This window comes from Streptomyces sp. CB01201 (assembly GCF_002803085.1).
Taxonomy (GTDB): Bacteria; Actinomycetota; Actinomycetes; order Streptomycetales; family Streptomycetaceae; genus Streptomyces; species Streptomyces hundungensis.
The window spans coordinates 278,386-299,862 of record NZ_NNBJ01000009.1 but is presented as its reverse complement, the minus strand read 5'-3'; the positions used below and the strand labels follow the sequence as shown (position 1 = coordinate 299,862).

Genomic DNA, 21,477 nt, shown 5'->3' with positions numbered 1-21,477 from the left:
CTCCGGGCCGGATCGCCCACGGCTGCTGAGCTCGCCGCTCCGGCGTGTCCTGCGGGACACGCATCTGGTTTCACCCCCTTCACCTCTCGTCTTCCGGTACGCCCTTCCCGGGTGCCGTTTCGCGCGCCTGCTTCGACCCGGCGTGACCGAACACAGAAAGCTGCCTCACATTGGCCCACATGACGAATCGGACCGAACCCGTACCGAAGTACGAACCGGCCCTGGTGGCACCGCAGTTGACGGTCAACGGTGATGTCATGCCGATCGCGCCGGTTCCGCCCCACACCACGGCCCTCGACTTCCTGCGCGAGCGCGGACTCACCGGCACCAAGGAAGGCTGCGCCGAAGGCGAGTGCGGTGCATGCTCGGTGCTGGTCGCCCGGCCCGGGGTGAACAGGCCCACCGACTGGGTCGCGGTCAACGCCTGCCTGGTCCCGGTCGCGGCGCTCGACGGTCAGGAGATCGTCACCTCCGAGGGGCTGGCCACCGACGGCGGGCCGGGCAGGGCCCCCACCCTGCACCCGGTGCAGGAGGAGATGGCGGTCCGCGGCGGCTCACAATGCGGTTACTGCACACCGGGGTTCGTCTGCAGCATGGCCGCCGAGTACTACCGGCCCGACCGCTGTGCGCATTCCGCCCCCGACTCCGCCGACAGCACGGTCCAAGCGGATGCCGAGCACGGCCCCAACGGCTTCGACCTGCACGCCCTGAGCGGAAACCTGTGCCGCTGCACCGGCTACCGGCCGATCCGGGACGCGGCGTTCGCCGTCGGGGTACCGCACGACGAGGACCCGCTCGCGCGGCGCCGGGAGCAGGCGCCGCCGGTGCCGGTCGCCACCGAATACCTCCAGGGTGACCGTGCGTTCCTGCGCAAGGGCACGCTGGCCGAGACCCTGCGGGTGCTCCGGGAGCGGCCCGATGCCGTGGTGGTGGCCGGCTCCACCGACTGGGGCGTCGAGGTCAACATCCGTTCGCGCAGGGCGAGTTGCGTGATCGCAGTGGACCGGCTTTCCGAACTGCGCGAGCTGCGCGTCGGGTCCGACTCCATCGAGATCGGTGCGGGGCTCACGCTCACGGAGATCGAGCGACGTCTGGACGGCGAAGTCCCGCTCCTGGCAGAGCTGTTCCCGCAGTTCGCCTCCCGTCTCATCCGAAACAGCGCGACCATCGGCGGCAATCTCGGCACCGGGTCCCCCATCGGTGACAGCCCGCCCGTACTGCTGGCGCTGGAGGCGTCGGTGGTGCTCGCCGACGAGGACGGCGAGCGTTCGGTCCCGCTGGCCGAGTACTTCACCGGATACCGGCAGAGCGTGCGCCGGCCCGGTGAACTGATCCGCGCGGTCCGCCTTCCGCGACCGCTGTCGCCGGTCGTGGCCTTCCACAAGATCGCCAAGCGGCGGTTCGACGACATCTCCAGTGTCGCGGTCGCCTTCGCTCTCGACATCGCGGACGGCGTCGTGCGCAAGGCCCGTATCGGCCTGGGCGGTGTGGCCGCCACCCCCGTCCGCGCCCTGGAGACCGAGGCGGCCCTGGAGGGCCGGCCGTGGTCGGCGGGGACCGTCGAGGCCGCTGCCCAGGTGCTGCGGTCCGAGGGCACGCCCATGGGGGACCACCGTGCCAGCGCCGAGTACCGCTCCGCGATGCTCGGCCAGAGCCTGCTCAAGCTGTACGCGCAGAACACCGAGGCGGTGCCGTCATGAGTCAACTGTCCGAGCGTCCCGAGAAGTCCGTCGTCGGCGTTCCGCTGCCGCACGAGAGCGCCGTACTGCACGTCACGGGAACCGCCCTCTACACCGACGACCTGGTGTTCCGCACCAAGGACGTCCTGCACGCCCACCCGGTCCAGGTGATGAAGGCCCACGGCCGCATCACCGCGATCCGTACCGAGGCGGCGCTGGAGGTGCCCGGCGTGGTCCGCGTCCTGACCGGCGCCGATGTGCCCGGTGTCAACGACGCGGGGATGAAGCACGACGAGCCGCTGTTCCCCGACGAGGTCATGTTCCACGGCCATGCGGTCGCCTGGGTGCTGGGCGAGACGCTGGAAGCGGCCCGGCTCGGGGCGGCGGCGGTCGAGGTGGACCTTGCGGAGCTTCCCTCCCTGATCACACTTCAGGACGCGATCACGGCCGAGAGCTTCCACGGCGCCCGGCCCGTCATGCTGTCCGGCGACATCGAGGCCGGTTTCGCCGACTCCGCGCACGTGTTCACCGGCACGTTCCAGTTCTCCGACCAGGAGCACTTCTATCTGGAGACGCACTGCGCGCTCGCTCATATCGACGAGTCCGGACAGGTCTTCGTCCAGAGCAGCAGCCAGCACCCTTCGGAGACGCAGGAGATCGTCGCGCACGTGCTCGGGCTGCACAGTCACGAGGTGACCGTGCAGTGCCTGCGCATGGGCGGTGGCTTCGGCGGCAAGGAGATGCAGCCCCACGGTTTCGCGGCCGTCGCCGCACTCGGTGCCCGGCTGACCGGCCGGCCGGTCAGGCTGCGGCTCAACCGCACGCAGGACCTGACGATGTCCGGCAAGCGGCACGGCTTCCACGCCGCGTGGAGGATCGGCTTCGACGCGGAGGGCCGCATCCAGGCCCTGGACGCCACGCTCACCGCCGACGGCGGGTGGAGCCTGGACCTGTCCGAGCCGGTTCTCGCCCGTGCGCTGTGCCACATCGACAACACGTACTGGATCCCCAACGCCCGCATCGCCGGCCGTATCGCCAAGACCAACAAGGTCTCCAACACCGCCTTCCGCGGCTTCGGCGGGCCCCAGGGCATGCTGGTCATCGAGGACATCCTGGGCCGGTGTGCACCTCAACTCGGCCTGGAGGCGAGAGAGTTGAGGGAGCGCAACTTCTACCAGAAGGGTCAGTACACGCCGTACGGGCAGCCGGTCACCCAGCCCGAGCGGATCTCCACGGTCTGGGAGCAGGTCAAGCGGAATGCCGCGGTCGTCGACCGCGACCGGGAGATCGCGGCCTTCAACGCGGCCCATCCGCACACCAAGCGAGCGCTGGCGATCACCGGCATCAAGTTCGGCATCTCGTTCAACCTCACCGCCTTCAACCAGGGCGGCGCCCTGGTGCTGATCTACAAGGACGGGTCCGTCCTGATCAACCACGGCGGCACCGAGATGGGCCAGGGCCTGCACACCAAGATGATGCAGGTGGCCGCGACCGCCCTGGGGATCCCGCTGCACAAGGTGCGGCTCGCCCCGACGCGCACCGACAAGGTGCCCAACACCTCGGCCACCGCGGCCAGTTCGGGCGCGGACCTGAACGGAGGCGCGGTCAAGAACGCCTGCGAGCAACTGCGTGACCGCCTGGTGCAGGTCGCCGCCACCCAGTTGGGCGTGAACGCCCGCGACGTACGCATCACCGAGGGCGTCGCCCGCGCCCTGGGCACCGAGCGGGAACTGCCCTGGGACGATGTGGTGCGCACCGCCTACTTCCAGCGCGTCCAGCTGTCGGCGGCCGGCTACTACCGGACGGAGGGACTGCACTGGGACGCGAAGGCGTTCCGCGGCGCGCCGTTCAAGTACTTCGCCCATGGCGCCGCGGCCACCGAGGTGGAGGTCGACGGCTTCACCGGCGCGTACCGCATCCGGCGCGTGGACATCGTGCACGACGTCGGCGACAGCCTGTCTCCGATGATCGACATCGGCCAGGTCGAGGGCGGCTTCGTGCAGGGCGCCGGCTGGCTGACGCTGGAGGATCTGCGCTGGAACACCGACGACGGGCCGCAGCGCGGTCGGCTCCTCACCCAGGCGGCCAGTACGTACAAGCTGCCGAGCTTCTCGGAGATGCCCGAGGAGTTCAACGTCACGCTGCTGGAGAACGCCCCCGAGGAAGGCGCGGTCTACGGCTCCAAGGCCGTGGGTGAGCCTCCGCTCATGCTGGCGTTCTCGGTGCGCGAGGCGCTGCGGCAGGCCGCCGCCGCGTTCGGACCGGGTGCCACCAGCGTCGAGCTGGCCTCGCCCGCGACCCCGGAAGCGGTGTACTGGGCGATCCAGCCGGCCCGGCAGGGGGGAGCCCACGCGTACCGCGACGAACCCGACGCGTCGGTGGTGGCCAGCGCGACCCGAGTCGGCACGGAAGCGCTCAGCGGTGCCTGACATGACGTGGATCGCCGCGGTCGCGGGGTTGCGGACACGCCGGGAGTCCGGCGTGCTGGTGACCGTCGCGACCGTGCGCGGCCACGCCCCGCGGGACGCCGGCGCGAAACTCGTCGTAGGGCGCGAGCGGACATGGGGCTCGATCGGCGGAGGCAACGTCGAGGCCGTCGCGATCGACCGGGCACGGGAGATGATCGAGGCCGGCAAGCCGGAGCCGGAGCTGCTCGACTTCGCCCTGAACGACAAGGTGACCAACCAGCACGGCGTGCAGTGCTGCGGCGGTACGGTCTCGGTGCTGCTCGAACCGCTCCCGGTGGTGAACGCGGTGGCGATCTTCGGCGTGGGCCACGTCGGTTTCGAACTGGCGCGCATTCTGGCCCGGCAGGACCTCGACCTGCACCTGGTCGACAGCCGGGCCGACACCCTCAGCGACAAGCGGCTCGGCGTGCTGGCGGACGCCGTGGCGCAGGTGCATGTGCATCACACGCCGCTGCTGCCGGAGGAGGTGCTGGAGGAACTGCCGCGGGGCACCCACGTCCTGATCATGACGCACGACCACGCCGAGGACGCCGCACTGTGCGACGCCGCGCTGCGCACCTCCCACCTCGGCTCCATCGGGTTGATCGGATCGGCGGCCAAGTGGGTGCGGTTCCGCAGCCGTCTCGCCGCGGAGGGCGGTCACGACGAGGCCACCATCGACCGGATCAAGACACCGATCGGGCTGAGCTGCATCACGGGCAAGGAACCGGCGGTCATCGCCCTGAGCGCCGCCGCCGACCTGCTCCGCTCCTTCGAGGCGGAGGGCAGCTGATTCCGTCCCGGTCGGCCGGGTTCACATCCCCGCCGCCCCCGCCTGCGGTGGCACGTGCAGCGCATGGAGAAGTGGCGCGACGAGGGTCCGCGCGGTGGCTCTCATCTCGGCGGCCGCTTCCCCGCCGGCGAGCCCGGGGCGAAGCGGGAAGGGGAGGAGCCACCACCCGTCGCTCCGGGGTGCGGGGGCGGTCGCGGTGGTCCACGGACCGGACAGGTCGGAGAAGAAGCGGTCGGACAGGGCATGCATCTTCAGGTGGACCTGGTACAGGAGGTCCAGCGGGAGCCGTGCCGCAGCGACGTTGAAGCCCAGACGCAGAGGTGACCGGCAGCCCTCAAGGCCCCAGTAGGTGGTGGGCTCCAAACAGACGGCGAGTCCCGACCACGCGGTGCCGAACCCCTGGCCGTACCAGTCCCAGAGCTCCGAGGACGGCAGCACCGCGGTCCTGCTGGGCGCGTGCCATTGCGGGGCGTGCGCGGTGCCCAGTTCCTCGGCGACGATCCGGCACAGTACCCGTGTGGTGTGCAGTGCCTTGCCGAACGTGGCTCCCAGGCCGCCCGAGGTCAGCTCCTCCGGTGTCCAGCCCGGCAGCTCGTCCTCGAACTTCGCCACGATTCCCTCCAGTTGGTGCAGGTCCGACGACATCGGCCGGTCGGTCTCGGGGACGGCGTCGCCGAGTCGGGCGAGCAGGCTCGGCCAGGACGTGACGCCCATCCGGCGGTCCTCGGCGAGCGCGAGCCACTCGACCCCGGCCGGGTCCGGCCGCCACGCTTCGCCCGGGGAGGACTGTCCGGCCGCCGCCGTTCTGGCGGCCAGTTCGTCACGGAGGCGGGGAATGCGCGGGGCGGGACACACGAACAGGATCGAGCCCCCCTTCTCCAATGCCCTGATGTATGCGACCGGTTGACGGGGTGTCAGAGGCGCACCGAACTTCCCCTCGATCGACAGCCACGTCTTGCGGTCGGCCTGCCCGGCGATGTCCACACGACCACTGGTCTCCCCGTCGGACACCTCGCTGGTGAACCTGATCCAGTCCCGTGCGTCATCGGGCACCGCATCCGTCGCGAGGAGGGCGATCGCCGCCGCTCGCGCGGCGGGGTGCCGGGTCAGAACAAAGCACAGGGCTTCGGTGACCAACGTCTCCGGGTGCGGCGCCCTGAACCGCTCGGCCAGATGCGCGAGTACGGATGCGTTCATGGAGACCTCCCGGGACGTTTCCAGCCGCACGATAGCCCGGCCGGATCTCGGACGGATCAATTCCGTGAGAGACCCCAAGCGGTCGACGATGCGGGGGTGTTCACCTCTGGGCCCCTGACAGTCCCGGGCGGCGCCGCACCGGCAACGCGCCCGCAGCCGGGGCTACGGCACGGGCGGGCGGTGGGCCCGGACACTCCACCGGCCGTCAGAGCGGGTGAGCCGCATCCGGTGGTCGAAGCACTTGCTGACCTGATCGCTGGTCAGGACGTCTGCCACCGGACCGGAGGCCAGGCAGCGTCCGTCCCGCAGCAGCATGGCGTGCGTCGTACCGGGAGGAAGTTCCTCCAGGTGGTGGGTGACCAGCACGGACGACAGCTCGGGATGGGTCTGCTGGAGTGTGTCGACCCGCTCGATGAGCTGTTCCCGTCCCGCGACGTCCAGACCGGTCGCGGGCTCATCCAGCAACAGGAGCCGTGGACTTGGCATGAGCGCGCGGGCGATCAGGGCTCGGCCCCGCTCGCCCTGGGACAGGGTGGGCCAGCGCGCCGCGCGCCGCTCGGCCAGGCCGAGCAGGTCGATGAGGCGGTCTGCCAGGGCGACCTGCTCGGGCGTCGGGTGCCGCCGGGGTACGAGCTCGATGGTGTTGGTCAGCCCGGTCAGTACGACGTCCCGGACCTTCAGAGGTGTGCGCAGTCCGTGGCGCGGGTCCACATGGCCGACGTACGAGCGCAGTTGGCGCAGGTCGACCCGGCCCAACTGGTGGCCCAGGACTTCCACGGTGCCTCGGGTCGGGTGGGTGAGCGCGCCCAGGAGGCCGAGCAGAGTGCTCTTGCCGGCGCCGTTGGGCCCGAGCAGTGCCCAGTGTTCGCCGGGCCGTACGGTCAGGGACACGTCGTGGAGGATGTGATTGCCGTCGCGGACCAGATCGACGGCGTCCACGCGCAGGACGGGGGCGGTGGAGGCGGGGGAGTCGATCACAGTGCGGCCCGGCCGATGCGGTGGTCGGTCGCGGACGGGGTGCGCAACGTGGCGAAAGCCTGGGTCCCCAGGGAGGTCATGAGGCAGCACTTCTCTCGGTCAGCCATCCGGTGACCGGCACGTCCCGATACCCGCTGCGGGGTGCCGGTCGGGTCAGGCCCCGCAGCGGCGACCGAGGATGGGAAGCCCGCGCTGCGACATGCCCGGTACAGTAACCACAAGCCAACACCTCAGACAACCTGAGTAGTGAAAGTGAAGGTGAACGCGGATGCCACTGGGCGCACTGCGGCCAACTCCCTTGGTCGAGCAGGCCACTGAGCGGTTGCGCGAGCAGATCACCAACGGAGAGTGGACCGTTGGAACGAAGCTCCCCGGTGAGAACTCACTCGCCCAGATCCTCGGCGTAGGGCGCTCGACCGTACGCGAGGCCCTGCGCACACTGGCCGGCGCGGGCCTCGTGCAGGCGCGCCAGGGTGCCGGGGTCTTCGTCATCGCCACCGAGCCGCAGGAGGACTGGCCCACCCGGCTGCGGCGAGCGGCCGTCACCGACGTGTACGAAGTCCGCGTGCTCATCGAGGTCGAGGCCGCGCGGATGGCCGCGCAGCGCCGCACCGACGACGACCTCGTAGCCCTCGACGAGGCGTTGGCCGGCCGTCGCGGCGCCGCACAGGCGGGCAACGCGGAGTTCGTCGACGCCGACATCGCCCTGCACGCGGCCGTGGTCGCCGCCGCACACAACCCCGTACTGACCGGCCTGTTCGCCGAGTTCGTACCCGTACTGCGTCAAGGGCTCATCGACCTGGTGGAGTTGCTCGACCTGCGGTCCGAGGACCCGAACCACGGCGACGACGCGCACGCCCTCCTCGTGGCGGCCATCGCCCGGGCGGACGCCGAGACCGCCGGGCGTACCTTGCGCGAAGAGCTGAAGCAGACCCTCGAACGCCTCCGGGCGATCTGACGTCGTGTCCGACGCCCCGCCGCACATCCGCCCCGCCGCCGCCAGGGCGTCTGCGGACGGGGCCCGCAGGGGTCGGCCGCGCATGCGGGGGACTCCCGGCTTGAGCGGATGAAGCGTCATGGCGTGGCCGCCCGTCCAGCACCCCCGGCGGGCGGGACGTACCGGGGCAGAGGAACTGAACCGGTGTCGGCGAAGATGGGCACTGCCGTCGCCCGTTCGACCAGAGGAGTGCTTGCGCAGATGCCCGCTTCCGGTTCCGCTTCCGGTTCCAAGCCACCGACGATCGCCGACGTCGCGCGCGTCGCCGGGGTGTCGCGTACGACGGTCTCGCACGCGCTCAACGGTCTGGGCAAGGTGGATCCCCGGACCCGGGAGCGGATCAAGAAGATCGCCCTGGAGCTCGGGTACCGGCCCAACCTGCGTGCGCAGCGGTTGCGTACCGGACAGGCGAAGGCCATCGCGCTGGTGTCCTCCATGCCGTTCGCGGTGGCCGGCGGTCCGTCGCGGCTCGGGTTCTACATGGAGGTGGCCGCCGCCGCCGCGGAGAGCGCGCTCGTCCACGGGTACGCGCTGGTGCTCGTGCCACCCGTGCAGTCGGTGTCCGCCCTCTACTCCCTGGACATCGACGGGGCCATCGTGGTCGAGCCGGATGCCGACGACGTGGCGGTCTCGCAACTGCGCGGGCGCGGGCTGCCGTACGTGGCGCTCGGCCGCCCCGTGGCCGCGGACGACGAGGCGCCGTATGTGGATCTGTGGGGGGACCGGGTGGCGACCGTGCTGCTCACACATCTGCGGGAGCAGGGGGCCAGGCATCCGGCGCTGATCGTGGGGTCGGGGGCACGCCACTCGTCGGTGGACGCCCGTGCCGCGTACGAGCGGATGGCCGCGGAACACCGCTGGGCTCCCGTAGTTGAGGCGTGGCCCGAGACGGGGGGCGAGCAGGGCGCGTACGAGCGCTGTACGGCCCTGCTCGCCGAGCACCCCGAGATCGATGCGATCTGCGCGCTGGTGGACGCCTTCGCGGCGGGGGCGGCGCGGGCCGTCCAGGACAGCGGGCGCTCCATCCCGGAGGACGTCATGGTCGCCACCCGCTACGACGGGCTGCGGGCCCGCACCTGTCAACCGCCTCTCACCGCCGTCGACCTGCACCTGGACCGGGCGGCGTCCGACGCGGTGGAGCTGCTGCTCGCCGGCCTGCGGGGAGCTGCGGCCGCCCCGGCACCGACGGTAGCCCCGGTGCCGACAGCGGCCCCGGAGCCGAATGACGCCCCGGAACCGCCCGCCGCCCCCGCGCCCACCCTGGTCGCGCGCGCATCCTCCCTCAGGGGCCCGCGATGAGCACGGCGCCGGACACCAGGGCGAAGACGAGGACGAACAGGCGCATCCTGCGGGCGTCGATCCGCTGATGCACCAGCCTGCTCAGCCACGCCCCCACGGCGATCGCGGGCAGCAGTGCGGCCGCCCAGCCCAGATCGGCGACGTGCCCCCGGCCCGTGGCGAACAGCAGGACCAGGGAGGCCACTTCGCCCACCAGGAAGCAGGTGGCGACGGTGGAGCGGAGCTCGGCGGGAGGCCGGTGCTGGTAGACCAGCGCGAGCGGGGGGCCGCCGACCCCGGTCGCGGTCTCCGTCAGACCGGTCACCACGCCCGCTCCGACGTAGGCCGCGCGGCCGGGCGCGAAGGCCGGCGCGGCGAGGCTGACGAGCGCCGCGAGCACGGTGGAGACACCGACGAAGAGCCCGATGCTGCGGTCCGGGATGAGCCAGAGCAGCGCAAGGCCGCCCGGGGTCGCGGCCAGCCGGGCCGCCGCGATCCAGCGGGCCCCGCGCAGATCGAGTGATCCGCGTTCACGCCAGGCGACGTACAGGTTCAGCGGGATCATCGACGCGAGGACGAAGACGGGAAGCAAGGAGGGGTCGAGGATTCCGGCCACCGGGGCGACGACCAGCGCGAAGCCGAGCCCGCTGCCGCCCTGGACGAACGCGGCGATGCCCACCGTGACGGCGAGGATCACCAGTGTCTGCGAGGTCACTGTGCTGTACTCCGGTTCTGTGCCGCGGTGTTCCGCACGGTCGTGTTCCGCCCGGCCGTGCTGCGTGCGGTCATTGAGGTGGGGTGTACGCGGACGACGGGCGCCCGGGACACGGCGGTCCGGGCCAGGCCCATGGCACGGCGGACGAGTGCGGGGCCGTCCCAGTCGGTGGGATGACCGCGCCACATCCGCAGGCGGCCGGCCACGAACACGGCGCTGATCTGATCCCGGTTGCCCCTGCGCACCAGCTCCCAGGGCAGGTCCCAGGACAGGGCGAGTTCGGGGGTGGCGACGTCCACCAGGAGGAAGTCGGCGGCCATGCCGGGGGCTACGGTGCCGGTGCGGCCGCCGAGGCCGACGGCGTCCGCACCGCCCGCGGTGGCATGTTCCAGCCAGGTCCAGCCCGCCCCGCAGGACGAGTCACCGGTGGGCAGCCCGTACGCCAGCCGCTGGGCGAACTCGGCGGCATCGGTGAGCCGGAATCCGTCCCCCCGCGTACCGTCGCTGCCGATCCCGAAGCGGACACCGCGCTCGGCCAGGGTGGTGGCGGGGGCGACCGCGTTGCCCTTCCAGGCGCTGGCAACGGGGTTGTAGCTGACGGCCGTTCCGGTGTCGGCGAGCAGCGACACCTCGCGGGGGGCCAGCAAGGTGGTGTGAGCGGCCAGCAGGTGGGGGCCGAGCGCCTTGATGCTGTCCAGGTGCTCAAGTGGCCGGAGGCCGTGCCGCAGCAGGGAGCGTTCGATCGCCGCCAGATGCTCGTTGACATGCATCTGGACCACCGTCCGTGCCTCGGTCGCCAGGCGCCCGGTCGCGTGCAGGGTGGCATCGGTGGCGGCCTCGGGGATGGAGATCGCGAGCGAGGGATGGATGAGCGGGTCGTCGGTGTAGGCGGCCAGATGCCTCTCGGCCCGTTCGAGCACCGCGGCCGAATCGGTGTCCGTACCGGTGTCGTCGCAGATCAACCCGAGGACGCAGCGGACCCCGGCATCCCGTGCGGCGCAGGCGACGACATCGGTGTCCACATCGGCGCGCGTCCCGGCGTCGGTGACGGTGGTGAACCCGCCGCGCAGCGATTCCAACGCGGCGAGTTTCGCCGCCACATAGGCCGACTCCTCGTCCAGGGCGCCTTCCAGGGGCACCCACACCCGGCGGAATATCTCCGAGGGCTCACCGAAGGCGAGGCCCGCGCCGAAGCTCTGGGTGAGGTGGTGATGGCTGTCGACGAAGCCCGGCATGAGCAGGTGACCCGGTAGACGCAGGGCCCGAAGATGCGGATAGGTACGCTCCAGTTCCTCGGTCGGTCCCACCGCCTCGAACGACCCCGCGGAGACGACCACCGCGTACAGCTCCATGACTCCCTCCGGCAGCAGGACCGCGTCGGGGACGAGGAGCAGAGGGCCGCGCGTGCGCAGCCGGTCCTTCGTGAGCTGGTTCATCGGCTGCCTTCGGTGCGCAGATCGTGACGGACGGACAGACGGGCGGCGAGGGCCGGCCCGGCGTGGTGGAAGAGGACGTTGAGGACGGCCGCGACGAACGCGCCGACCGCGACACCGCTTTCGAGGAGGATGCGGACGGTCGAGGGCAGCCCCTGGTAGACGTCGGGCACGAGGATGGGCAGCAGGCCGAGCGCGAGGGCGACGGCGCAGATGAACGTGTTGGTGTGCCGGTCGAGATCGCAGCGGGCGAGCATGTGCACGCCGAGCACGGTGATCACCGCGAACACCACCATGGCGGTGCCTCCGACGACCGGGGCGGGCACGACGCTGATGGCCCGGGTCACCGGAGCGAGGAAGCCGATGGCGATGAGGACGACCCCGGCGGCGGCCGTGACGAAGCGGCTGCGTACGCCGGTGACGCGGACGATCCCGATGTTCTCCCCGCTCGTCACCATCAACGGCATCCCGAACAGGCCGCCGAGCGCCGAGACGAGCGCGTCGCCGCGGATGGTCCTGGGCACAGCCACCCGCTGGTCGATCTCCTTGCCCACCGCCTCGGCGTTGATGACGGTCTGGCCGGTGGCCTCCGCCATCGAGGCCAGGCTGTAGAGCATGAGCGGCAGGGCGGCCAGCACATCGAACTGGGGCGAGCCGAACGGCATGAGCCGCGGTATGTCGACCCAGCCGCCCTGGCCGAGGTGGCCGAGGCTCACGTCCCCGAGGCACAGGGCGAGGACGGTACCGGCGATGAGGCCGAGCATCACGGAGAGCTGACGCAGGACCCCCCTGAAGACCAGATGGAAGACGACCGTGAAGCCGATGGTCGCCATGCCGAGTGCGAGATGGCCCGGATCGGCGAAGCCGGGTTCTCCAGGACGTCCCGTCACCAGGAGCGCCCCGACCTTCACCAGATTGACGCCGACGATCACGATCATCGTGCCGATGACGAGGGGCGGGAAGAACGTCAACAGCCGCGCGAAGAGCGGCAGTACGGCGAAGGTGAAGACGGCGGTGAGGATGACCGCGCCCGCCGCGACACGCAGCCCGTGCTGGCCGGCGATGGAGAGGAAGAGGAGCAGCGGCGCGCCTCCGGGCAGCATGACGAACGGCAGCCGGGGCCCGAACTTCCAGAGCCCCACGGACTGGATCAACGACCCCGCACCGGACAGCACGAAGGCGGCGGACAGCAGGTCGACGGTCAGCCCCGCGTTCAGCCGCAGGGTGGCGCTCATCAGGAAGATGGCGGAGATGGGGGTGGCCGCCATGACCAGCACATGCTGCACACCGAAGAGCACGATCCGGCCCAACGGGCGGGACTCGTCGACGGGGTGCGGCGACCGGTCGCCGGATTCCGTACGGGCGGGGTTCGCGGAGGACGAGTCCCCTGCCTCGGTCCGGGACGCGGCTGCGGGCGTGTCCCCGGAACCCGTACGGGAGGGGGAGGCGGAGGCCGGATCTGGGGCTGTGACTCGTTCGGGGACGGCGGGCGGGGAGCGGCGGGGACGGGACACGTGCGAGCTCCGTTCGGGTCGCGTGCGCGGAATTCAGCCGTGGGCCGGCCCGGACGGGAGCCATATACGATCGGCCAAATCGATTTGGCCGTCAGTATGGGGAGCGCGGAGAAGGAGCGTCAAGGGGTGCGGGCGTGGGGAGTTGAGCCGGGGGTGACAGGAACTTCCCTCCCGCGCGCCCGGCCTGCGGACGAGCAGGCAGCCATGGCGCACAGGCCGTGGCGGGCCGGGACACGCGAACTGGCCCGGCTGCGGGCGGAGTACGACGACCGGTGATGGCCGGTGCGGCTGTCACCCGAGCCAAGACGGCTGCCGCCCCGATGCGCGGCGGGCCTGGCCCGGCTCGGCCGGCCGGTGATGCCGCGCCGGGACGGCCCGCTCGGTGGACCCCTGACCCGAGCGGGATCGTCATGATCGCCCGTGTCGAACGCGCCCTCGCCGCCCGCGCCCCGACCGCGTCCTGCTCCTCCCGGACACGCGGGAGGACTTCGGCCGCGCCGGGGACTTGTCGTACAGACGATCAGGTCGTCAGGCGGGCCAGGAGCGCGGGATGCTCTGCCAGCGCCGATTCCACCATGGACCGGGCATGGGGCTTGAAGAAGTCGAGGTCGGTGGACGCCCAGTCGATCCCGCCCAAGGGCGGCTGCGGGTCGTACTCGATGAGGAGCTGAACCGTTCGGGCGGTCTGCTCGCCCGCGAGGCGCTCCACCAGGTGGAGCGCCATGTCGACCCCCGCCGACACCCCGGCGGCGGTGAGTACGGGGCCGTCCTGGACCCAGCGCTCGGCGACGGGCGTCGCGCCGAACTTGGCCAGCAGGTCGCGGAAGCCCCAGTGAGAGGTGGCCCGACGGCCGTCGAGCAGGCCGGCGGCGCCCAGGATCAGCGAACCGGTGCACACCGACCCGACGACCTCGGCCGTGAGAGCGGCCTTGCGGATCCAACTCAGCAGAGCCTCGTCGGCCAGGGCGGCCAGAGTCGGCTCGGTCCCACCGGGCACGATCAGCGCGAAGGGTTCGGGGACCTGGTTGAACGTGTGGCTCGGCGCCAGCTTCAGCGGAGTGTCGGTGTCCAGGAGAGCGAGATCCTGGCCGACGACGGCCACGTCGAACGAGGGGTCGATCTGCGCCAGCGCGGACAGCACTTGGAGGGGCCCCACCATGTCGAGCGGGGTGATGCCGGGATAGAGCACGAAGGCGAGCGTCTTGGTCATGCCCGCCACCCTCGGTGCCAGGCGGGGGAGTGCCAAGGGCGGACGGCGACCAGGTCGGAATTCTTGGGATACAAGTCATTGCGACATAGGGTCTGGGCCATGGAGGACCGACGGATGGTCCTCGTCGGTTACGACGGGGCCGAGTTGCTCGACATCGCCTGCGTGACAACGAGCCTGACCCTCGCCAACCGGCTCGGCGCCCGGCCCGCCTACGGGGTGAGCGTTGCCACCCCGGGCAACCGCGCGATCGTCTGCGACTCGGGGCTGCGGCTGGATGGCCGGCGATCCCTGGAGCGGCTCAAGGGTCCGCTGGACACGCTGATCGTCTCGGGAGGTCTCGGCCATGAAGCCGCGGCGGACAATCCGCGGATCGTCGGCCATGTCCGCCGCCTGGCCAGGGAGAGCCGCAGAGTGGCCTCGGTCTGTACGGGGGCGACCGTCCTGGCCGCCGCCGGCCTGCTCAACGGCAAACGTGCCACGACGCACTGGTGGTACGCCGAGCAGCTGGCCGCCGCCTATCCGGACGTCACCGTGGATCCCGCGCCGATCTACGTCCGCGACGGACGCGTGTCCACCTCGGCGGGCGTCACCAGCGCCCTGGATCTCACCCTGGCCTTCATCGAGGAGGACCACGGCGCGCAGTTGGCGCGTGCCGTGGCCCGCGGTCTCGTCACCTACCTTCAACGGCCGGGAAACCAGGCGCAGATGAGCATGTTCACCGCCACTCCGGCCCCCACGAACAACCTGGTCGGGCGGGCCGTCGATCACATCGCCGGCCACCTGGCCGGCGACCTGACCGCAACCACGCTGGCAGCGCAAGCCGGGGTGGGCGAACGGCACCTCACCCGCTTGTTCGTCGAGCACCTGGGCAGGACGCCGGGGCGATACGTCCGCGACGCGCGCACCGAAGCTGCCGCCCATCTCCTGACGTCCACCTCGCTGTCCGTGGCGAGTGTGGCCGCGCGGTGCGGCTTCAAGACCGCTGAGACGCTCCGTCAGGCATTCGTCAGCCGCTACGGAATCCCGCCGTCGCGCTACCGGGCGACACAAGGCGGCCCGGCCACCTGACGTATGAGTGCCGGGGCGCGGTGCGCGCTCCCGGCCGCCGCCCTTACGGCAGATCCCGGCGCATCAGATCGGCGTAGGTCTCGCGGCGCACCACGGCGCGGTGCGCGCCGTCGCGGACGAAGACCACTGGAGGGCGGCGCGCGCCGTTGTAGTTGTTGCTCAGCGCATAGGTGTAAGCACCCGTGACCGGTACGGCGATCACGTCCCCGACCCGCGGATCCGCGAGCCGGACACCGACGCTCAAGCTGTCGCCGGACTCGCAGTGCCGGCCCACCAGGTGGCACAACTCGCCCCCGCCGGTCGGACGCCCGGCGACGGCCGCCTCGAAGCGCTGCTGGTACAGGGAGACTTCGAGGTTGTCGCCCATACCGCCGTCGACGGCGACGAAGGTGTGTCCTCCGCCGCGCTTGACGGACACGACCCGGTACAGCGAGACGCCGGACTCGGCGACCATCGAGCGGCCCGGCTCGATGAGGATGCGGGCACCGGCGGGCAGCAGACGCCGGGCGGTGTCCACCACGGCGTCGAGATACGCCTCCACCGTGGGCGGCCGGTCGGCATAGGTGTAGCGGGAGCCCAGACCGCCGCCCAGGTCGTACACGGCGAACTCGCCGAGTTCGGCGACCGCCTCGACGGCCTGGGCGAACGGTGCCAGATCCAGGATCTGCGAGCCGACGTGCACATGGACGCCGTCCAGCCGCAGCCGGTCGCTGGCGCGCAGCCGCGCGATCGCCTCCCGGGCCTGCGCCGGCGACAGGCCGAACTTGGAGCCGTGCTGGCCGGTGGACACGGCCTCGTGGGTGTCGGGGCGGATGCCGGGGATGACCCGGACCAGCACCGCCTGTTCTCCGGTGCTGCCCGCCAGGATCTTCTCCAGCCGGTCGATGTCGTCGAAGTTGTCGACGACTATCGTCCCGGCGCCGGCCTCGACGGCGAGGCGCAGCTCGTCCTCGGTCTTGGCGTTGCCGTGGACGACCAGGCCGGCCGGGTCCGCTCCCGCGGCCAGGGCGAGGGCCAGCTCACCGCCGCCCGCCACGTCGATGCCCAGGCCCTCCTGCGCGAGCAGCCGGATGACGGCGGTGCAGGGGAACGCCTTGGAGGCGAAGACGGCACGGGAGTTCGGCCAACGGGCGGCCAGGCCGTCGGCATACCGGCGGGCGCGCGCGCGGACCGAGGCTTCGTCGAGGACCAGTGCGGGAGTGCCGTAGGACTCGGCGAGTTCGGCCGCCGCTACGCCGCCGATCACCAGCGCGCCGCTCCCGTCCCGGGCGGTCCCGGGCGGGAACAGCCCCAGCAGTTCCCGGCTTTCGTATGTCTGCGTCGCTGCCATCCGCACTCCTCGTGCCGCTCATCGGTCCCGCTCTGCTGCCATCCTTGCGCTCCGGCCCTTCCGGATCTTCGTTGACAGCATCAATGACGAGCTCCCAGACTTGACGCACACAACAGTCCTTCGAGTCGGGGGTGCGGCATGCGGGAGTCCGGAACGCGGGAGTCCGGAACGCGGGGGCACCCGTCCGTCCGCCAGCTCGTCGACAACATCGGGCCGGCGCTGCTGCGCCTGGTCCAGGAAGGGACCGGTGGCGGCGGACCGCTCACCGACATCGTGATCCACGCCCCGGGTGCACCGACACAACTCGGACCCGGATGCGTGGTGCTCGGGGTCGGCGTGACCACCGAGGCCGAGCTGTGCGAGCTGACCGCGGCCATGCGCCGGGCCGGCGCGCACGTGCTGGCGCTGAAGGCCCCGGTGCCGCCGTCGGTCGACGACACACCGACCATCATCGAGGTCAACCGCGACGCGTCCTGGATGCACGTGGCCACGACCGTCCGTGAACAGCTGCTGGAGTACGCGAGGATGCGCGTACGCTCGGCCGACAGCGGCGCGGAGCTGTTCGCCCTGGCGAACGCCGTCTATGAGGCCGTCGGCGCCCCGGTCACCATCGAGGACCGCTTCTCCGCGCTGGTCGCCTGGTCGGAGGGCCAGGACCGGACCGACTCCGAGCGGATCGAAACCATCCTGGGACGGGCCGTGCACCAGCGGACCCTCGCCGAACAGCGCGAGCGCCAGGAGTTCGAACGGCTCCATGCCAGCTCCGAACCGGTGTACATGGAGGCGACCGGCGCCGGTCAGCTGGCCCGGGTCGCCATCGCGGTGCGGGCCGGTTCGGACGTCCTCGGCTACATCTGGGCCGCCGTCCCCGGACCGCTCAGCGAGGCGGCCACCGCCCGGCTGCGCGAATTCGCGCCCGTGGTCGCGCTACAGCTGGTCGCCCTGCGCACAGAGACCAGCTACGCCCGCCGCCAGCGCGGCGAGCTGGCCGCCGCGGTCCTCGGCGGGGCGGCCGACCCGGTGGAGGCGAGCCGGTTGCAGTTGGGCTCCGGGCCGGTCTGCGTCCTGGCCGCGGCCCCGCGGATGGCCGGGAGCCGGCGGTCCGACGCGCTGGACGCCGCCGGACTGCGCCGGTTCGCGGACACGCTGGAGTACTTCCTGGCGGCCGTACACCCCCGTTCTGCCGTGGTGGCGGGCACCGGAGCGGTGTACGTCCTGGCCGCCTGGCCTTCGGAACACGCCACGCCGCTGGCGTCGGCCGTCGCCCTGGCCCGCGACTTCCTCGCGCGGACCCCGCTGGCCGGCGACTACGTGGTCGCCGTCGGCGGCCCGGCCGGATCGATGGGCCGGATCGCCGACGTACGGGCTCAGACGGACGCGGCGCTGCGGGCCCTGCGGCACCCGGCCGTTCGTGGACCGGTCGTGCGCACCGTGGAGGACATGGCGCTGGCGGTGCTCCTGCTGCACCTCGCGGACGTGACCGAGACGCTCGGTCTGTCGGACGCCGGCGGCGCGCTGCACCGGCTGCGCCAGAACGAGGGCCAGGACGGTCCGCTGGCCGCGACCCTGGCCGCCTACCTCGCCGCCGCGGGAGCCACCGACAGTGCGGCGGAGGCCCTGCACATCCACCCCAACACCATGCGCTACCGGCTGCGCCGTATCCGCGAGGTCTCGGGACTGGACTTCGCGGATGCCGACGCCGTGCTGCTCGCGCACCTCCAGCTCAGGGTGCGCGAGCTGCGGACGGGCGCCGCTCAGGGCTTCGTGTGATCCCGGAACGAGCGCGTGTAGCGGCACCCGTCCAGGTCGACCCAGAGCACGGCGCCGGCCGGGGCGGGCCCCGACGTCAGACGCTCCGGCAGCCGGGGGTCGGCTCCTACGCGGAACGTCCCGTCGTCGAGCGGAACGAGTTCCGGTTCGTCGCAGGGCGCTTCCACGCCGGTCGCGGCGATCATGTGCAGTCGTCCCGCCCGCTGCACGATGCTGAAGCTGGGATACCAGGGGGTGTAGCTGCGGTAGTGGCCGGTCAGCGGATGCGGGGGAGTGGTCGGACCGGCGGAGCCGGGACCCAGTGACTCGGGCCCGTAGAGCCAACGTCCGTCCAGGGAGTGGTGGTAGGCGGACCATCCCGGGTGATCGCACACCAGCCGGCCGTCCCCCGCGTCGTACAGCCTGCCGCTCACGCCGTCCGCCGTCAGGGAGAGCCGGTCGTCCCCCCTGGCCTCGACGCGGATCTGACGCGGCGCCGTTCCGTGGACCCCGACGTAGCGCTGGGCATCGGGGATCCGCTCCGGGTCGAACAGCGCCGGGTCCGCCGGGGCTCCCTGGACGACGTCGAGCACGTGGCGGGCGAAGCGGTCGATGATCTGGCACTCGCCGGGCGCGTTGGTCAGCACGGCGACACCGTGCCCGCCGTCGATGTCGGCGGCCAGGTACGAGCGGTATCCGACCATCCCGCCGGCATGCGTGAGCCAGGTGCGGCCGTCGATCAGTTCCACGTCCACGCCGAGCGCGTAGCCGGAACCGACCTCTCCGGCCGGCAGCGTGACGATCTGCCGGAAGAGCTCAGGCCCGACGATCCGGGTTCCGTCCAGGGTGCCCCGGCCCAGCAGCATGCGGGCGAACAGACCCAGGTCGGAAGCGGTTGCCAGCACGTTTCCATCGGCCGACGAGTACTCGAAGAAGCCGGCCGGCGCGAGTGGGGCCGAGGGCAGGGGCGGGCGGTCGTCGCGCAGGAACCGGTACCCGGCCGCGAGTTCGGCGATGTCCTCATGGGTGATCCGTGCCGCCGATTCGCTCATGCCCAGGGGCCGCAGCAGCCGCCCGGCCATGGCGTCCGCCAGCGATTCCCCCGTCGCCTGCTCGACGATCAGTCCGAGCAGGTTGTAACCCTCGTTGGAGTAGTGGAACAGCTCACCGGGTTCGGCCCAGGTCCTGGCATCGCGCAGCGCGTAGCCGCGTGCGGCGGCATCGGGCAGCGCGTCGGCGCCGGCCACCAGGCCGGAGGTGTGCTGGAGAAGGTGCCGGACGGTGATCGCGCGGGAGCCGCCGTTCGGGGCGAACCAGGGGAGGTGGTCGGCGACCGCCGCGTCGAGGTCCACCTTCCCCTCCTCCGCCAGTCTGCCGAGCAGGAAAGAGGTGAAGGTCTTGCTGACGGAACCGATCTCGAACCGCGTGCGAGGGGAGACCGGCACCAGTCGCTCCGCGTTCGCGAACCCTGCTGTGACGAACGCCGACTCGCCGGTCCTGTCGACAACGCTGATCGCGATTCCCGGCACCGGCCACCAGGTCCGCACCTGCTCCGCAAGTCCAGTGAGTACCTGTTGCACATCCATCAGACGCCCGCCTTCCGCGAACCGAATCCCGCGAACCGGTCCGGACCCAGTTCGAACCGGGACGAGTCGATCTCCGCGTCCGGCCGGTCGCCCTTGACGAACCGCTGGCACAGCGGGTACATGAGCACGGCCAGCAGGGCCACCGCGAGACTCGTACCGAATGTCACGGCCTCGTCGACCGCGGTACTCCACACCAGGTACACGATCATCGCCGTGGGAAGCACGACGACCAGGACCGCGCCGGGCCAGCCGCCCGGCACCCGAACGGGCCGGAGCATCTGGGGATACCTCCAGCGCAGCACGAGGAAGGCCACGAACTCCAGCAGGATCGAGGCCAGGGTCAGCAGCACCGTGGCCCGCAGGATCGAGCTGAAGTCGACGGCAGAGAGCACGATGACGATGGTGGTGCTCGCCACCAGCGCACCCACCGGCGTGTTGAACCGCCGGCTGTCCCGGGCCATCCAGCGGGGCAGGTACGCGTCCGCGGCCAGTGCCCGCGGGACCCGGGTGCTCGTCAGCAGGATGGCCATGAACAGCCCCACCAGGGAGAGCGCCGATCCCAGGGAGATCAGCACCTTCAGCCAGAGGCCGCCCAGTGCGTCCCCGACCACGATGAAGTCCCCCTGCACCCAGTCGCCGGGCGAGCCGTGGTGCAGTCCGCTGCCGATGGCGGCCACGGTGGGCAGCAGATAGGCGGCGATGATCAGCGGAACCGAGACCATCAGGGCCCGGGTATAGGTCCGATGCGCGTCGGCGACCTCACCCAGCACCGTGCTCGGGCCGTCGAAGCCGAGGTACAGCCACACGATCACGCTGAGCGCACCGGCCACCGACGAGTGGACGCTCTGCCCCGGCACCATGAAGGGCGAGAGCACATTGATCCCGTTGCCGACCGCGTGCCAGATGCCGAGGACCGACAGCACCGCGAACGGTGCGAGGATCAGCACCATCATCCCGACCGAGTACTCACCCACCGCTTTGGAGCCACGGTAGTTCAGGTACGCCATCGGGACGACGAGGGCGACGGTGACGACCCAGTGCAGGTCCACGACGAAACCGCCGTGGAAGAGATCCACGATCACCAGCCCCTTGCCGCGGGCGATGTCCGGGACCCAGGTGCCCAGGTAGTCGACCAGCAGAATCGGATAGAGGGCAAGGTTCAGCACAGAGCCGATCGAATTCCAGGCCCCGAACACGAAGGCCGCGCCTCTGCCGAGCGCGATCTTCGTCCAGTAGTAGTAGCCACCGTCGACAGGTATCGCGGCACTCAACTCCGCTGCCACCAGTGCGTTCGGGACGCCGAAGACCACCGGGACCAGGACGATCATCAACACGGTCATGCCCGGACCCGCGCTGGAAAGCGAGGCTTCGAGCCCGAAGGGGCCACCGGACACCGTGAAGAAGAAGATTCCGACCAGGGCCAGCACGCCGAGCTTGCGTTTGCTCACCCCGGGCGCCGACCGTGTGACTTCCGACGGCATCAGTTCGGACATCTGGGCCCCA

At 71.3% G+C, this 21,477-nt stretch carries 17 protein-coding genes; 8 read left to right on the top strand and 9 right to left on the bottom strand.

The genetic code is table 11. From position 1 onward, the window contains the following. Positions 1-179: 179 nt before the first annotated feature. Genes CG740_RS20435 through xdhC form a run of 3 tightly spaced genes read left to right on the top strand, consistent with a single transcriptional unit; the run spans position 180 to position 4,919 of the window. Positions 180-1,700, top strand: coding sequence for a xanthine dehydrogenase small subunit (locus CG740_RS20435; protein ID WP_442802836.1), 1,521 nt, complete (start codon positions 180-182; stop codon positions 1,698-1,700). Then, the gene (xdhB, locus tag CG740_RS20430; protein ID WP_100576618.1) at positions 1,697-4,108 is read left to right on the top strand and encodes a xanthine dehydrogenase molybdopterin binding subunit; all 2,412 of its coding nucleotides are present in this window, start codon (positions 1,697-1,699) and stop codon (positions 4,106-4,108) included. The genes CG740_RS20435 and xdhB overlap by 4 nt, the downstream gene beginning before the upstream one ends. Before the next feature lies 1 nt (position 4,109). Beyond that, positions 4,110-4,919, top strand: a complete 810-nt coding sequence (gene xdhC, locus CG740_RS20425) for a xanthine dehydrogenase accessory protein XdhC (protein ID WP_100576617.1) — start codon at positions 4,110-4,112, stop codon at positions 4,917-4,919. Between the two features lie 21 nt (positions 4,920-4,940). Here the strand turns inward: xdhC and CG740_RS20420 are convergent, their stop codons facing one another. Next, entirely contained in the window at positions 4,941-6,116 is a 1,176-nt protein-coding gene (locus CG740_RS20420; protein ID WP_100576616.1) for a hypothetical protein, read from the bottom strand. 162 nt (positions 6,117-6,278) lie between these two features. Then, positions 6,279-7,094 carry an ABC transporter ATP-binding protein gene (locus CG740_RS20415; RefSeq protein ID WP_100576615.1) on the bottom strand — a complete coding sequence of 272 codons (816 nt, stop codon included), beginning with the start codon at positions 7,092-7,094 and terminating at the stop codon, positions 6,279-6,281. 268 nt (positions 7,095-7,362) lie between these two features. Here CG740_RS20415 and CG740_RS20410 point away from each other — a divergent pair, with 268 nt between their 5' ends. Both CG740_RS20410 and CG740_RS20405 read left to right on the top strand, forming a co-directional pair. Beyond that, positions 7,363-8,052, top strand: coding sequence for a FadR/GntR family transcriptional regulator (locus CG740_RS20410; protein ID WP_100576614.1), 690 nt, complete (start codon positions 7,363-7,365; stop codon positions 8,050-8,052). 240 nt (positions 8,053-8,292) lie between these two features. After that, a complete protein-coding gene (locus tag CG740_RS20405) occupies positions 8,293-9,390 on the top strand; it encodes a LacI family DNA-binding transcriptional regulator (protein ID WP_100576613.1) in 1,098 nt (365 codons plus the stop codon). Here the strand turns inward: CG740_RS20405 and CG740_RS20400 are convergent. From CG740_RS20400 to CG740_RS20390, 3 genes are read right to left on the bottom strand one after another with little or no spacing between them, the layout of a single operon-like run. Then, entirely contained in the window at positions 9,374-10,084 is a 711-nt protein-coding gene (locus CG740_RS20400; RefSeq protein WP_100576612.1) for a sulfite exporter TauE/SafE family protein, read from the bottom strand. The genes CG740_RS20405 and CG740_RS20400 overlap by 17 nt on opposite strands. Beyond that, positions 10,081-11,520: an amidohydrolase family protein gene (locus CG740_RS20395; protein ID WP_100576611.1), complete on the bottom strand. Its 1,440-nt coding sequence runs from the start codon at positions 11,518-11,520 to the stop codon at positions 10,081-10,083. The genes CG740_RS20400 and CG740_RS20395 overlap by 4 nt, the downstream gene beginning before the upstream one ends. Then, positions 11,517-12,818, bottom strand: coding sequence for a uracil-xanthine permease family protein (locus CG740_RS20390; RefSeq protein ID WP_100576678.1), 1,302 nt, complete (start codon positions 12,816-12,818; stop codon positions 11,517-11,519). The genes CG740_RS20395 and CG740_RS20390 overlap by 4 nt, the downstream gene beginning before the upstream one ends. A 366-nt stretch (positions 12,819-13,184) precedes the next feature. Between CG740_RS20390 and CG740_RS41560 the strand changes: the two genes are divergently transcribed. After that, the gene (locus tag CG740_RS41560; RefSeq protein WP_267895416.1) at positions 13,185-13,307 is read left to right on the top strand and encodes a hypothetical protein; all 123 of its coding nucleotides are present in this window, start codon (positions 13,185-13,187) and stop codon (positions 13,305-13,307) included. Positions 13,308-13,551: 244 nt separating this feature from the next. On the opposite strand, the gene CG740_RS20385 is transcribed toward CG740_RS41560, so the two are convergent. Beyond that, positions 13,552-14,241, bottom strand: coding sequence for a DJ-1/PfpI family protein (locus tag CG740_RS20385; RefSeq protein ID WP_100576610.1), 690 nt, complete (start codon positions 14,239-14,241; stop codon positions 13,552-13,554). Between the two features lie 99 nt (positions 14,242-14,340). On the opposite strand from CG740_RS20385, the gene CG740_RS20380 reads away from it, so the two are divergent. Next, the gene (locus tag CG740_RS20380; RefSeq protein WP_100576609.1) at positions 14,341-15,309 is read left to right on the top strand and encodes a GlxA family transcriptional regulator; all 969 of its coding nucleotides are present in this window, start codon (positions 14,341-14,343) and stop codon (positions 15,307-15,309) included. Between the two features lie 43 nt (positions 15,310-15,352). On the opposite strand, the gene lysA is transcribed toward CG740_RS20380, so the two are convergent. Next, positions 15,353-16,639 (bottom strand): diaminopimelate decarboxylase, encoded by a 1,287-nt coding sequence (gene lysA, locus CG740_RS20375; RefSeq protein WP_100576608.1) that lies wholly within the window; start codon positions 16,637-16,639, stop codon positions 15,353-15,355. Positions 16,640-16,777: 138 nt separating this feature from the next. Between lysA and CG740_RS20370 the strand changes: the two genes are divergently transcribed. Further along, positions 16,778-18,409 carry a helix-turn-helix domain-containing protein gene (locus tag CG740_RS20370; RefSeq protein ID WP_100576607.1) on the top strand — a complete coding sequence of 544 codons (1,632 nt, stop codon included), beginning with the start codon at positions 16,778-16,780 and terminating at the stop codon, positions 18,407-18,409. Here the strand turns inward: CG740_RS20370 and CG740_RS20365 are convergent. Both CG740_RS20365 and CG740_RS20360 read right to left on the bottom strand, forming a co-directional pair. Next, positions 18,394-19,974: a serine hydrolase domain-containing protein gene (locus CG740_RS20365; RefSeq protein WP_100576606.1), complete on the bottom strand. Its 1,581-nt coding sequence runs from the start codon at positions 19,972-19,974 to the stop codon at positions 18,394-18,396. The two genes, CG740_RS20370 and CG740_RS20365, sit on opposite strands and share 16 nt — an antisense overlap. Further along, on the bottom strand, positions 19,974-21,422 hold the full coding sequence (locus tag CG740_RS20360) for an APC family permease (RefSeq protein ID WP_159030367.1): 1,449 nt from the start codon (positions 21,420-21,422) through the stop codon (positions 19,974-19,976). The genes CG740_RS20365 and CG740_RS20360 overlap by 1 nt, the downstream gene beginning before the upstream one ends. Between the last annotated feature and the right edge of the window lie 55 nt (positions 21,423-21,477).

Bases quoted from the DNA above. Each gene is read 5' to 3' on its own strand.
- CG740_RS20410 (WP_100576614.1), top strand. From the start codon at position 7,363: ATGCCACTGGGCGCACTGCGGCCAACTCCCTTGGTCGAGCAGGCCACT.
- CG740_RS20380 (WP_100576609.1), top strand. From the start codon at position 14,341: ATGGAGGACCGACGGATGGTCCTCGTCGGTTACGACGGGGCCGAGTTG.
- xdhB (WP_100576618.1), top strand. From the start codon at position 1,697: ATGAGTCAACTGTCCGAGCGTCCCGAGAAGTCCGTCGTCGGCGTTCCG.
- CG740_RS20435 (WP_442802836.1), top strand. From the start codon at position 180: ATGACGAATCGGACCGAACCCGTACCGAAGTACGAACCGGCCCTGGTG.
- lysA (WP_100576608.1), bottom strand. From the start codon at position 16,639: ATGGCAGCGACGCAGACATACGAAAGCCGGGAACTGCTGGGGCTGTTC.
- CG740_RS20385 (WP_100576610.1), bottom strand. From the start codon at position 14,241: ATGACCAAGACGCTCGCCTTCGTGCTCTATCCCGGCATCACCCCGCTC.
- xdhC (WP_100576617.1), top strand. From the start codon at position 4,110: ATGACGTGGATCGCCGCGGTCGCGGGGTTGCGGACACGCCGGGAGTCC.
- CG740_RS20420 (WP_100576616.1), bottom strand. From the start codon at position 6,116: ATGAACGCATCCGTACTCGCGCATCTGGCCGAGCGGTTCAGGGCGCCG.
- CG740_RS20370 (WP_100576607.1), top strand. From the start codon at position 16,778: ATGCGGGAGTCCGGAACGCGGGAGTCCGGAACGCGGGGGCACCCGTCC.
- CG740_RS20405 (WP_100576613.1), top strand. From the start codon at position 8,293: ATGCCCGCTTCCGGTTCCGCTTCCGGTTCCAAGCCACCGACGATCGCC.
- CG740_RS20395 (WP_100576611.1), bottom strand. From the start codon at position 11,520: ATGAACCAGCTCACGAAGGACCGGCTGCGCACGCGCGGCCCTCTGCTC.
- CG740_RS20365 (WP_100576606.1), bottom strand. From the start codon at position 19,974: ATGGATGTGCAACAGGTACTCACTGGACTTGCGGAGCAGGTGCGGACC.